This is a genomic window from Pseudomonas sp. GG8 (assembly GCF_052976945.1).
Window position 1 is genome coordinate 1480313 of sequence record NZ_JBRIIP010000001.1, and the last position, 13083, is coordinate 1493395.

The 13083-nt window shown below is 56.8% G+C and carries 13 protein-coding genes; all 13 read left to right on the forward strand.

Features of this window, described 5'->3' with window-relative positions:
- The first annotated feature begins 32 nt into the window (after positions 1–32).
- Positions 33–1448, forward strand: a complete 1416-nt coding sequence (gene fliD / locus ACVBEG_RS07250; protein ID WP_322180040.1) for a flagellar filament capping protein FliD — start codon at positions 33–35, stop codon at positions 1446–1448.
- A gap of 128 nt (positions 1449–1576) precedes the next feature.
- Complete coding sequence (gene fliS, locus ACVBEG_RS07255; protein ID WP_322180038.1) at positions 1577–1960, forward strand: flagellar export chaperone FliS; 384 nt, start codon at positions 1577–1579, stop codon at positions 1958–1960.
- A 23-nt stretch (positions 1961–1983) separates the two neighbouring features.
- Positions 1984–2280 (forward strand): flagellar protein FliT, encoded by a 297-nt coding sequence (gene fliT / locus ACVBEG_RS07260; RefSeq protein ID WP_322180036.1) that lies wholly within the window; start codon positions 1984–1986, stop codon positions 2278–2280.
- 172 nt (positions 2281–2452) lie between these two features.
- Positions 2453–3928 (forward strand): transcriptional regulator FleQ, encoded by a 1476-nt coding sequence (fleQ, locus tag ACVBEG_RS07265; RefSeq protein ID WP_322180034.1) that lies wholly within the window; start codon positions 2453–2455, stop codon positions 3926–3928.
- Positions 3929–4067: 139 nt separating this feature from the next.
- Positions 4068–5264, forward strand: a complete 1197-nt coding sequence (locus tag ACVBEG_RS07270; protein ID WP_447107528.1) for a sensor histidine kinase — start codon at positions 4068–4070, stop codon at positions 5262–5264.
- Positions 5264–6709 carry a sigma-54-dependent transcriptional regulator gene (locus ACVBEG_RS07275; protein WP_322215477.1) on the forward strand — a complete coding sequence of 482 codons (1446 nt, stop codon included), beginning with the start codon at positions 5264–5266 and terminating at the stop codon, positions 6707–6709. Before ACVBEG_RS07270 ends, ACVBEG_RS07275 begins: the two co-directional genes overlap by 1 nt.
- 188 nt (positions 6710–6897) lie before the next feature.
- Positions 6898–7224: a flagellar hook-basal body complex protein FliE gene (fliE, locus tag ACVBEG_RS07280; protein WP_322180027.1), complete on the forward strand. Its 327-nt coding sequence runs from the start codon at positions 6898–6900 to the stop codon at positions 7222–7224.
- Between the two features lie 14 nt (positions 7225–7238).
- Complete coding sequence (gene fliF / locus ACVBEG_RS07285) at positions 7239–9023, forward strand: flagellar basal-body MS-ring/collar protein FliF (protein WP_322180025.1); 1785 nt, start codon at positions 7239–7241, stop codon at positions 9021–9023.
- A complete protein-coding gene (fliG, locus tag ACVBEG_RS07290; RefSeq protein WP_322180023.1) occupies positions 9016–10035 on the forward strand; it encodes a flagellar motor switch protein FliG in 1020 nt (339 codons plus the stop codon). Before fliF ends, fliG begins: the two co-directional genes overlap by 8 nt.
- 10 nt (positions 10036–10045) lie before the next feature.
- On the forward strand, positions 10046–10882 hold the full coding sequence (gene fliH, locus ACVBEG_RS07295; protein WP_322180020.1) for a flagellar assembly protein FliH: 837 nt from the start codon (positions 10046–10048) through the stop codon (positions 10880–10882).
- Complete coding sequence (fliI, locus tag ACVBEG_RS07300) at positions 10872–12230, forward strand: flagellar protein export ATPase FliI (protein WP_322182752.1); 1359 nt, start codon at positions 10872–10874, stop codon at positions 12228–12230. Before fliH ends, fliI begins: the two co-directional genes overlap by 11 nt.
- A gap of 6 nt (positions 12231–12236) precedes the next feature.
- Positions 12237–12686 carry a flagellar export protein FliJ gene (gene fliJ / locus ACVBEG_RS07305; RefSeq protein ID WP_322180018.1) on the forward strand — a complete coding sequence of 150 codons (450 nt, stop codon included), beginning with the start codon at positions 12237–12239 and terminating at the stop codon, positions 12684–12686.
- A gap of 91 nt (positions 12687–12777) precedes the next feature.
- Complete coding sequence (locus ACVBEG_RS07310; RefSeq protein ID WP_322180016.1) at positions 12778–13083, forward strand: STAS domain-containing protein; 306 nt, start codon at positions 12778–12780, stop codon at positions 13081–13083.

Consider the following 13083-nt stretch of genomic DNA (forward strand, 5'->3'; position numbering starts at 1 on the left):
AAAGACCGACGAAAAACTGAAAGGAGATGCACATGGCAAGTCCAATTGTCCCCAGTACAGGCCTTGGCTCTGGCCTTGATATCGGTTCTATCGTCACCGCATTGGTCAATGCCGACAAGTCGGCCAAGCAGACGCAGATCAACAGTCAGACGACCCTCGCGACGTCCAAGATTTCTGGAGTGGGTTCGCTGAAAAGCGCTCTGACTGCCTATCAGACGGCGTTGACCAATCTTGGCAGCGCCACAAACCCGGCTTTTTCGGGTTTTGCGGCGACTTCGTCTACCCCGGCAACCCTTGCTGCGACCTCGGACAATACGGCGGTCAATGGCAGTTACAATATTGTTGTTCAGAATCTGGCCACCAGCTCCAAAGTTGCGACTGCCTCTTTCTCTGGAGGGGCTACCAGTGCTATTCCGAGTGGTAACTTGACTATCACTCAAAATACCACTGCGACCAGCTTCACTATCCCGGCGAACTCGACGCTGCAGTCGGTTCGTGATTTGGTCAACACCCAGACAGCCACCAGTGGCGTCAGCGCCAACATCGTGACGGACAGCACGGGGGCCTCGCGTCTGGTATTTGGTTCTACAACCACCGGTGCTGGCTCGGATATCACCACCACCAGTAGCGTTGCGGGGTTGGTTATACCCGCGAATACTGCGCTCAATTCAGCAACTCCTGGTAGTGCTGGCTATATAGGCAGTCAGGCATTGGATGCAAATCTCACCATTGATGGGCTGGCGGTCAAGAGCTCGTCCAACACGGTGAGCAAGGCAATCAGTGGTTTGAGCATGACATTGGTTGCCGCTGGCAGCTCGACGGTGACGGTTGCAACCAATACCGATGGCTTGAAAACCTCGTTGCAGACCTTTGTTGATGCCTACAACACAGTGGTCAAGACCATTACCTCCTTGACTAAGGCCACCGCAGACAGCAAGGGTAATCTCACGGTAGCGGCTGCTATGACCGGTGATTCTCTGCCAAGGACATTGCTGGCGTCTTTGCGTGACCAATTGGTTACGCCTGGTCCTGGCAGTCAGTTGTCGGTGCTTTCACAGTTGGGTATCCAGACGGACCAGAAGGCCGGTACGCTGACCTTTGATAGCACCAAGTTCACGACAGCGATGACCAGCAAGAGTCTGGGCGGGCAGGTTCAGCAGTTGTTCAGCGGTACCACGAGTACCAACGGATTGCTGGCGCGGATGGGTGCGGTCCTTACGCCTTATACTCAGACGGGTGGTATTCTTGATACGCGTTCGAGCAGTTTGACCACGCAGAAGAATGCCCTCACCACCCAGCAGGCCGCACTGGATCTGCGGGTGACCAATATGACCGCCGCGTTGACAGCCAAATACAACGCGATGGACCTTTTGGTGGGGCAGATGAAGGCGACTTCGACCAGTATCACGTCATACTTCACTTCGTTGAGCGCATCGAAGACGGGCTAATTACTGTCTCGGCACCGAAAGCCCGGCTGCGTTTAACGCAGTCGGGCTTTTGGCATCTGGCCTAAAGTTTTGTGACGTTGTGTCGATACCTTGGGTATACGAACTCTTGAGTTTTGATGAGGTAGAACATGAATCCGATGTTAGCTCTTCGGCAGTATCAGAAGATTGGTGCGCAAGCCCAGACTTCCGAAGCCAGTCCCCACCGCCTCGTGCAAATGCTGATGGAAGGCGGTCTGGACCGCATTGCTCAAGCCAGGGGTGCGATGGAGCGTAAGGACATTCCTAACAAGGGTATCCTGATCGGCAAGGCCATTGGCATCGTGGGTGGTCTGCGCGAAGGTCTTGACCTGGAGAAATCGGCAGCTGCTCTGGGGAATCTAGACAATCTCTACGTTTACATGATGAAGCGTCTGGCGGAAGCCAACATCAAGAGCGACCCGAAAATCCTCGACGAAGTCAGCGATTTGCTGCGTACGGTCAAGGATGGCTGGGATGGCATCGCGACCCTATAGCCTGCTGTTTCGAGGAGATCACCATGAGTGCTGTATTGCAGCGTATCGAAGAAACCCGTGAAGCGTTGGTCGGTGCATTGGCTGAGCGTGACTGGGAAGCTATTGGGCAGCTGGATCTAGCTTGCCGCGCTTGTGTTGACGATGTGATCAGCGAGGCTCCGCTAAACGAAACCGAAGTGAGAAGCAATCTTGAACGCCTGTTAGGGGTGTATCGACAGCTGATTGAGGTCGCTACTGATGAGCGCCAAGCAATAGTCGACGAGATGACGCAGATCCGGCAAGCGAAAAACGCGGCAAAGGTTTACCATCTGTTCGGTTGACACTCAGTTGATCGAAAAAAAGAAATTCGCCATAAATTTGACTGTGCGCGGATTTTTGACTTAACTAGTGCGGTTTACTATTTTCTGACGTCTAAATCGCCAAATGGGTCGTAGACGCCAAGCTTGCCCCCATTTCATGGGCATTGAGTTTGACTAGGGAAGTTGCTATTGCATGTGGCGTGAAATCAAGATTTTGCTGATTGATGACGATAGCCTGCGCCGCCGGGATATGGCGGTCATTTTAAATTTTCTTGGCGAAGAAAATTTGTCCTGCTCAAGCCTTGATTGGCAGCAGGTCGTCGGTTCTCTGACCTCTACCCGAGAAGTGCTTTGCGTGCTGGTGGGCGAAGTGAGCGCTCCAGGTACTCTTCAAGGACTGCTTAAGACCATCGCCGCCTGGGATGAGTTCCTTCCCGTCATGTTAATGGGAGAATTTTCTTCCACTGACCTGCCAGAGGACTTGCGCCGTCGTGTGCTCTCGTCTCTGGAAATGCCGCCCAGCTACAGCAAACTGCTCGATTCCCTGCACCGTGCTCAGGTTTATCGTGAAATGTACGATCATGCCCGTGAGCGTGGTCGTCATCGTGAGCCGAACCTGTTTCGCAGTCTGGTGGGTACCAGTCGCGCGATTCAGCATGTTCGGCAAATGATGCAGCAGGTTGCCGACACCGATGCCAGTGTGCTGATCCTCGGTGAGTCCGGTACTGGCAAGGAAGTGGTTGCGCGCAATCTGCACTATCACTCCAAGCGTCGTGATGCGCCGTTCGTACCTGTCAACTGTGGAGCCATACCTGCCGAGTTGCTGGAAAGCGAACTGTTCGGTCATGAGAAGGGCGCGTTTACCGGGGCGATCACCAGTCGTGCCGGGCGCTTTGAGCTGGCCAATGGCGGCACCTTGTTCCTCGACGAAATCGGCGACATGCCGCTGCCTATGCAGGTCAAGCTGTTGCGTGTGCTGCAGGAGCGCACCTTCGAGCGGGTCGGCAGCAACAAAACCCAGAGCGTCGATGTGCGAATCATTGCAGCGACGCACAAGAATCTCGAGCACATGATCGAGATCGGTACGTTCCGTGAAGACCTGTATTACCGTTTGAATGTATTCCCGATCGAGATGGCCCCGCTGCGCGAGCGTGTCGAAGACATTCCGTTGCTGATGAACGAATTGATTTCGCGCATGGAGCACGAAAAACGTGGCTCGATCCGTTTCAACTCGGCGGCCATCATGTCGCTTTGTCGTCACGCCTGGCCGGGCAATGTTCGCGAACTGGCCAATCTGGTCGAGCGCATGGCGATCATGCATCCCTACGGGGTGATCGGCGTCATCGAGTTGCCGAAAAAATTCCGTTACGTTGACGATGAAGACGAGCAACTGGTTGATAGCTTTCGCACTGACCTGGAAGAGCGGGTCGCTATTAATGGACATACGCCCAACTTCGCTTCCGGCGCCTTGTTGCCACCTGAAGGTCTTGACCTCAAGGACTATCTGGGAGGGTTGGAGCAGGGCCTGATTCAGCAGGCATTGGACGATGCGGGCGGCATTGTGGCGCGCGCGGCTGAGCGTCTGCGTATTCGCCGTACAACCCTGGTGGAAAAAATGCGCAAATACGGCATGAGCCGTCGTGATGGGGAAGAACAGGCGGAGGATTGACGCTTCTTCTCTTCTCGAATAATCAAACCCCTGATAAGTCAGGGGTTTTTTTTCGGCACGGGTATTGCTATGTCTCTTGCTACATACCGTTTAATGACGGTTCGCCATGCGAGAGACCACTATGCCCCAGGCTGCCCAGATGTCTTCTGCCCTTTCTTACGAAGCGCAGCCGTCCCTCGAGCCGGAAAGCCGGACCGGGCTTGAGCAGGCGTTCTCGCGGTTCGATCAGATGTCGAGTCAGTTGAGTGACTCCTACAGCTTGCTCGAAGCGCGGGTGACGGAGCTCAAGGGGGAGTTGGCGGTCGTCAGTGCTCAGCGAATGCAGGAATTGGCGGAAAAAGAGCGTCTGGCTAATCGCCTGCAAAACTTGCTCATGCTGTTGCCCGGCGGCGTCATTGTCATGGACGGTCAGGGCGTGGTGCGTGAGGCCAACCCTGCAGCATGCGACCTGTTAGGTGAGCCACTGCTGGGCATGCTTTGGCGACAAGTGATCAGTCGGTGTTTCGCGCCGCGCGAAGATGATGGTCACGAAGTGTCTCTCAAGGATGGACGACGTCTGTCCATCGCAACGCGTTCACTGGACGCGGAGCCGGGTCAGCTAGTGCTGCTTAACGACTTGACCGAAACCCGTCATCTGCAGGGGCAGCTAGCCCGTCACGAGCGTCTATCCTCCCTGGGGAGAATGGTCACCTCGCTGGCTCATCAGATTCGTACGCCGCTGTCCGCAGCCTTGATCTATGCCAGCCATTTGGCTGAGCAGGAGCTGCCGGTGGCGACTCAGCAACGTTTTGCCGGACGCTTGAAAGAGCGTTTGCACGAGCTCGAACATCAGGTGCGCGACATGCTGGTCTTCGCACGTGGCGAGTTGCCGATGACCGATCGTATTGCGCCCGATCTGTTGTTTCAGGCCTTGCAGGCGGCGGCGCAAACCCACGTGCAGGGTCTATCGGTACGTTGGCAGTGCGACAGTCGCGAAGGCGCGTTGCTGTGCAATAGAGACACGCTGGTGGGGGCGCTGCTTAATTTGATTGAAAACGCGGTGCAGGCCAGCGCTGGAAAAGCGCGCTTGAAAATCCATCTCTACAGTCGCGATAACACGCTGCGCTTATGCATCAGTGACAATGGCAGCGGGATCGACGCCTCGGCACTGGCGCGCATCGGAGAGCCTTTCTTTACCACCAAGTCCACCGGCACCGGGTTGGGGTTGGCGGTGGTCGGCGCAGTCACCCGTGCACACCAGGGGCAGCTGCAATTTCGTTCTCGTCCGGGTCGCGGCACGTGCGCGATTGTCACTCTGCCTTTGATTCCGGAAGCTTGTGACGCGGGAGTGAACTGATGGCGATCAAGGTGTTGCTGGTCGAGGATGATCCTTCACTGCGCGAGGCGCTGGGTGAGACCTTGATGTTGGCCGGGCACGACTTCCGTGCCGTCGGTTCGGCTGAAGAGGCGCTTGAGGCCGTGGCTGAAGAGTCCTTCGGTCTGGTGGTGAGTGACGTCAACATGCCGGGCATGGATGGTCATCAATTGTTGAGCGTGTTGCGCAGCCGTTATGCGCAATTACCTGTACTGTTGATGACTGCGCACGGCGCGGTCGAGCGTGCGGTAGATGCGATGCGTCAGGGCGCGGCGGATTATCTGGTCAAGCCTTTCGAGCCCAAAGCATTTATGGAGTTGGTAGCGCGGCACGCACTGGGTCGTCCCGGACCTGCTGACAGTGAGGGGCCGGTAGCCTTCGAGCCGGCCAGCGCACAATTGCTGGATTTGGCCGGTCGAGTGGCCAGGAGTGATTCGACGGTGCTGATTTCCGGTGAGTCCGGTACGGGCAAGGAAGTGTTGGCGCGTTTTATTCACCAGCAGTCTACTCGGGCTAACAAGCCGTTTATTGCGATCAATTGCGCGGCGATCCCGGACAACATGCTTGAAGCGACGTTGTTCGGTCATGAGAAAGGATCGTTCACCGGCGCCATCGCGGCGCAGGCGGGCAAGTTTGAGCAGGCAGATGGCGGCACCATTCTGCTGGATGAGATTTCTGAAATGCCCCTCGGTCTGCAAGCCAAATTGCTGCGCGTGCTTCAGGAAAGGGAAGTGGAGCGTGTGGGCGGGCGTAAACCCATCATCTTGGATATTCGTGTGCTGGCAACCACCAACCGCGATCTGGCCGCAGAAGTAGCTGCAGGACGTTTTCGCGAAGATCTTTATTACCGGATTTCGGTGTTTCCGTTGGCTTGGCGACCACTGCGTGAGCGAACTGCCGATATTCTGCCGCTGGCCGAACGGTTGCTGTCCAAACACGTCAATAAAATGAAGCATGCCGCCGTACGATTGTCGGCGGACGCGCAAGCCTGTCTGATCGGCTACCCATGGCCAGGCAATGTTCGCGAGCTGGATAACGCGATTCAGCGGGCATTGATCCTGCAGCAGGGAGGGGTGATTCAGGCACAGGACTTCTGTTTGTCTGGCCCGGTAGCGGCTTCGCCAGTGCCGGCGTTAGGTGTTCCGACGCAGCCGCAGGTTGTTGCTTCAACACCGATGCCTTCAGTGTCAGTGCCTTCAGCCGATGGTGCGGCATCACATAATCAGGTCGGAGAGTCCGCCGGGGCCTTGGGTGATGACTTGCGGCGTCGTGAGTTTCAGATAATCATCGACACCCTACGCGCTGAGCGCGGCCGTCGCAAAGAAGCGGCGGAACGCTTGGGTATCAGCCCCCGGACCTTGCGTTACAAGCTGGCGCAGATGCGCGATGCGGGGATGGATGTTGAAGCGTCTCTATTCGCTACTTGATGCCGTGTGGTGTATAAGGCGCACCGCATCAAACTATTCGCAGGCTGGCGCGTGTTCCTGCAGACTTCATACCATTTGAATGCAAGTTGCGGCTAAAGGCCATCACCTGGCTGGCACTGTTGTTGCTTTGCCATGTGTAGCCGCTTAACGAGTGTCAAAAATCTGCGGCCTTTAGTGAGAGAGACGTCATGAGCCAAGGTGTTGAATTTAATCGCTTGATGTTGGACATGCGCTCCATGCAAATGGACGCCATGGCTACGCCAAAAGCAATAAGCACCCCGGAAATCGGCGCCAGCAGCTTTGCCGATATGCTTGGCCAGGCCGTCAACAAGGTCAACGATACCCAGCAGGCCTCTAATCAATTGTCGAATGCGTTTGAAATCGGCAAAAGCGGTGTGGACCTCACTGACGTGATGATCTCCTCGCAAAAAGCGAGCGTTTCGTTCCAGGCGTTGACCCAGGTCCGCAATAAACTGGTTCAAGCGTATCAAGACATCATGCAGATGCCGGTTTAAGGACGTATTGAGTCATGGCTGAAGCAGTCACCGATAACGTGCCGGCCAAATCGGGTGCCCCTCAAGGTAAGCCGCCGCTGTTTGGTTTGTCCTTTCTGGAAAATCTCTCCGAGATGACCATGTTGCGTCAGGTTGGCCTTATGGTCGGTCTGGCAGCGAGTGTTGCTATTGGTTTTGCCGTGGTGCTCTGGTCCCAGCAGCCTGATTATCGGCCGCTGTACGGCAGTCTGGCCGGTATGGACGCCAAACAGGTCATGGATACGTTGGCGGCCGCGGACATCCCTTATACCGTCGAACCAAATTCTGGCGCGTTGCTGGTCAAGGCTGATGATTTGCAGCGTGCGCGGATCAAATTGGCGGGCGCGGGTGTAGCGCCAGGCGACGGCAACATCGGCTTCGAAATTCTCGACAAGGACCAGGGCCTGGGTACCAGCCAGTTCATGGAAGCCACGCGCTATCGTCGCGGGCTTGAAGGCGAGCTTGCCCGGACCATCTCCAGCCTCAATAACGTCAAGGGTGCACGTGTGCATCTGGCGATCCCGAAAAGTTCGGTGTTCGTGCGTGACGAGCGTAAACCGAGCGCTTCGGTACTGATCGAATTGTACGCTGGCCGCTCATTGGAGCCGGGTCAGGTCATGGCGATTATCAACCTGGTGGCAACGGCTGTTCCCGAACTGAGCAAGTCGCAGATTACCGTGGTCGACCAGAAGGGCACGCTGTTGTCCGATCAGAGTGAAAACTCCGAATTGACCATGGCTGGCAAGCAGTTTGACTACAGTCGCCGTATGGAAAACATGCTCACTCAGCGTGTACAGAACATCCTGCAACCGATTCTGGGCAATGATCGCTACAAGGCCGAAGTCTCGGCCGATGTGGACTTCAGCGCCGTTGAGTCGACAGCGGAAAGCTTCAACCCCGATCAACCTGCGTTGCGCAGCGAGCAGTCGGTCGACGAACAGCGTTCCTCCGGTGGCGGTCCGCAGGGCGTTCCGGGTGCGTTGAGTAATCAGCCGCCCGGTCCAGCCAGTGCGCCTCAGCAGGCGGGCGCGGGTGCAGCTGCCTCAGGTTCCATACAGCCAGGTCAACCGCTGCTCGACGCAAATGGTCAGCAGATCATGGACCCAGCGACCGGTCAGCCGATGCTGGCACCTTATCCAGCGGACAAGCGTAAGCAGTCGACCAAGAACTTTGAGCTGGACCGTTCCATCAGTCACACCAAGCAGCAGCAGGGTCGGGTGAATCGCTTGTCTGTGGCGGTGGTCGTGGATGATCGGGTCAAAGTCGATCCCAAGACAGGCGAGACCAGCCTTACGCCATGGAATGCCGACGAATTGGCGCGCTTTACCCGGCTGGTGCAGGACGCTGTTGGTTTCAACGCCAGTCGCGGCGACAGCGTCAGTGTGGTAAACGTGCCATTCTCCACCGATCGTGGCGAAGTGATCCCTGATATTCCGTTCTATTCCCATCCGTGGTTCTGGGACATCGTCAAACAAGTGCTGGGTGTGTTGTTCATCCTGGTACTGGTATTTGGTGTTCTGCGGCCGGTACTCAACAACATCACCAGTGGCAAGAACCGGCAGCTGGTTGGCGTCGACGGCGATGCCGAGCTCGGTGGCATGGGTGGTCTGGGTGGTGAACTGTCCAATGACCGCGTCAGCCTTGGCGGTCCGCAAAGTATTTTGCTGCCTAGCCCGAGCGAGGGTTATGACGCACAGTTGAATGCAATCAAGAGCCTGGTGGCTGAAGACCCAGGTCGTGTGGCTCAGGTCGTGAAAGAGTGGATTAACGCAGATGAGTGACAATCGAGCGCTTACCGCCAAGATGACCAAGGTCGACAAGGCTGCCATTCTCTTGCTCTCCCTCGGTGAAACCGATGCCGCTCAGGTGCTTCGGCACATGGGGCCTAAAGAGGTTCAGCGGGTCGGTGTCGCCATGGCGCAAATGCGCAATGTGCACCGTGAGGAAGTCGAGCAGGTGATGAGTGAGTTCGTCGAGATCGTCGGCGACCAGACCAGTCTCGGCGTCGGCTCCGACGGTTATATCCGCAAAATGCTGACCCAGGCCTTGGGCGAAGACAAGGCCAACGGCCTCATCGACCGGATCTTGCTGGGGGGCAATACCAGTGGTCTGGACAGCCTGAAATGGATGGAGCCTCGTGCGGTTGCTGACGTGATCCGCTATGAGCACCCGCAAATTCAGGCCATCGTTGTGGCTTATCTGGACCCGGATCAGGCTGGCGAAGTGCTCGGTCATTTCGATCACAAGGTACGTCTGGATATCATTCTGCGTGTCTCCTCGCTCAACACCGTGCAGCCGGCGGCATTGAAAGAGCTGAACCAGATTCTGGAAAAGCAGTTCTCCGGCAACTCCAATACAGCGCGCACCACCTTGGGCGGCATCAAGCGTGCGGCCGATATCATGAACTTCCTCGACAGCTCCATCGAAGGCCAGTTGATGGACTCGATCCGCGAAGTCGACGGGGACCTGTCCGGTCAGATCGAAGACCTCATGTTCGTTTTCAACAACCTTTCCGATGTCGACGACCGGGGTATCCAGGCGTTGCTGCGCGAAGTGTCTTCTGATGTGCTGGTGTTGGCGCTTAAAGGCTCCGACGAAGCAATCAAGGAGAAAATCTTCAAGAACATGTCCAAACGTGCTGCCGAATTGTTGCGCGACGATCTCGAGGCCAAAGGCCCGGTGCGCGTCAGCGATGTGGAAACCGCGCAGAAAGAAATCCTCACTATTGCTCGCCGTATGGCCGAAGCCGGAGAAATCGTTCTCGGTGGCAAGGGCGGCGAAGAGATGATCTGAGGATCACTACATGTTTAGCTCCAACAAAGAGCCGCCCAGTGATCTGATCCGGGCCAAGGATGTCGGCGGCTTTGATGTCTGGTCGTTGCCTAGTTTCGACCCGCACAGTGAAGCGCTGTTAGAGCCAGAGCCTGAACCGGTTGAGGTCGAGCCGGCGGAGATGGAAGAAGTACCTCTGGACGAAGTCCAGCCGCTGACCCTTGAAGAGCTGGAAGGCATTCGTCAGGAAGCCTACAACGAAGGTTTTGCCACGGGTGAGAAAGAGGGTTTTCACAGCACTCAGCTCAAGGTCCGGCAAGAGGCTGACGTAGCCTTGAGCGCCAAGCTTGCGAGCCTTGAGCAATTGATGGTCCATCTGTTCGAGCCTATCGCCGAGCAGGACACGCAGATTGAAAAATCGCTGGTCGAACTGGTAGGGCACATTACCCGGCAAGTCATTCAGCGCGAGTTGACCACTGACTCTAGTCGTATCGGTCAGGTATTGCGTGACGCTTTGAAGTTGTTGCCTATGGGCGCGCAGAATGTACGCATCTTCATCAACCCTCAGGACTTCGCTCAGGTCAAAGCCCTGCGTGAACGCCATGAAGAAACCTGGCGCATCGTCGAAGACGATACCCTTCAGGCGGGTGGTTGCCGGGTCGAAACCGAGCACAGTCGAATCGATGCGACCATCGAAACTCGAATTTCTCAAGCATTGGCGAAAATGTTCGATCAGTTGCACGATCAGGCTCTGCACCCTGCGCCTGCGGACATGAGCCTCGATCTGGGTACAGTCGTCGACGCCCCGGTCATTGCAGATGACGCAGATGACGCCTCTCCTGAAAAAGCAGGCCCCGATGCGCCTTGACCGGACCAGCTTCGGCAAGCGTCTGGGTTCCTACGTCGACGCCATCGAGCTGGCAGGCCAGCCGGTGGTGGAAGGTCGTTTGTTGCGTATGGTCGGTTTGACCCTGGAAGCCGAAGGCTTGCGGGCTGCGATGGGCAGTCGGTGTCTGGTGATCAACGATGATAGCTATCACCCGATGCAAGTCGAAGCCGAGGTGATGGGGTTTTCCGGGTCCAAGATATTCCTGATGCCGGTGGGCAGTGTTGCCGGTATCGCACCGGGTGCTCGGGTTGTGCCGCTGGCCGATACCGGTCGCTTGCCGATGGGTATGGGAATGCTGGGTCGGGTCCTCGATGGCGCCGGACGCGCGCTCGATGGCAAAGGTGGAATGAAAGCCGAAGACTGGGTGCCAATGGATGGCCCGACGATCAACCCGCTCAAGCGCAATCCGATCAGCCAGCCTCTGGATGTGGGTATTCGCAGTATCAATGGGCTATTGACCGTTGGCCGTGGTCAGCGTCTCGGTCTGTTCGCCGGTACCGGTGTGGGCAAGAGCGTGCTGCTCGGGATGATGACGCGCTTCACCGAAGCCGACATTATCGTGGTTGGCCTGATCGGCGAACGGGGGCGAGAGGTCAAGGAATTCATCGAGCATATCCTCGGCGAAGAGGGGCTGAAACGCTCGGTGGTGGTGGCTTCACCCGCCGATGATGCGCCCTTGATGCGGATGCGGGCGGCCATGTATTGCACGCGCATTGCCGAATACTTTCGCGACAAGGGTAAAAACGTCCTGTTGCTCATGGATTCGTTGACTCGATTTGCTCAGGCTCAGCGGGAAATCGCTTTGGCCATTGGCGAGCCGCCCGCCACCAAGGGGTATCCACCGTCAGTGTTTGCCAAGTTGCCCAAACTGGTGGAGCGCGCCGGTAACGCCGAGGCCGGGGGCGGCTCGATTACTGCGTTCTATACCGTGCTTTCTGAAGGCGACGATCAGCAGGACCCGATTGCCGATGCCGCGCGGGGTGTGCTCGATGGGCATATCGTGTTGTCCCGGCGTCTGGCCGAAGAGGGACATTACCCGGCTATCGATATCGAAGCGTCCATCAGTCGGGTCATGCCTTCGGTGGTCAGTCCTGAACACATGGGGCAGGCTCAGCATTTCAAACAATTGTGGTCGCGCTACCAGCAGAGTCGCGACTTGATCAGCGTTGGTGCTTACGTGGCCGGTGGTGATCGGGAAACCGACATGGCGATCGCCTTGCAGCCGACATTGGTGCGCTACCTGCGCCAAGGGCTCAATGACAACGAGAGCCTGCAGGAGAGTAAGGCGCGCCTCGCCGCAGTGTTCAATCCCGCAGCAGGCGGCTGATAAGCCATGGCCTCAAGTCGAGCGGTACGCCTGGCGCCGGTGGTGGACATGGCCGAAAAGGCAGAGCGCGCAGCGGCTCAGCGCCTGGGGCACTTCCAGGGACAGGTCAGTCTGGCTGAGACCAAGCTGGCCGAACTCGAGCGTTTTCGCCATGAGTATCAGTTGCAGTGGATCGACAAAGGCGGTCGCGGGGTGTCGGGGCAGTGGCTGATAAATTATCAAAGCTTTCTCAATCAGCTGGAAACTGCTGTGGCCCAGCAACAGAAGAGCCTTGCCTGGCATCAGGAAAATCTCGACAAGGCTCGGGGTGCCTGGCAGCAGTGTTATGCGCGGGTCGAGGGTCTGCGCAAGCTGGTTCAGCGCTACATTGATGAAGCGCGGCAGCTTGAAGACAAGCGCGAACAAAAGCTTCTCGACGAACTTTCCCAGCGCTTACCCCGCCACGATCAATTTTAATGCAGGTAATTGAATTCATTCGGGTTGCTGTTGGCGCAGCAGAATGCTAAATCTTTCACACCGTGTCTGTGTTAACCCAAGGAAGCCTCCAATGTCCGTAAACACCGAGCTCTCCCACGACGGGCAAGAACTGACCATTTTCATCGAAGGGCGTTTTGATTTCGCCGCGCATCAAGATTTTCGCGGTGCCTACGAGAACGCTGCCGGCACTCCTCGGCGCTTCGTTGTCGATCTAAAGGGCACGAGTTATCTGGACAGTTCCGCGCTTGGCATGCTGTTACTGCTGCGTGACCATGCCGGCGGTGACGATGCGAAGATCCATCTGATCAACTGCAACGCCGACGTGAACACCATCCTGACCATCTCCAATTTCTCAAAACTGTTTCAGATCGGCTGA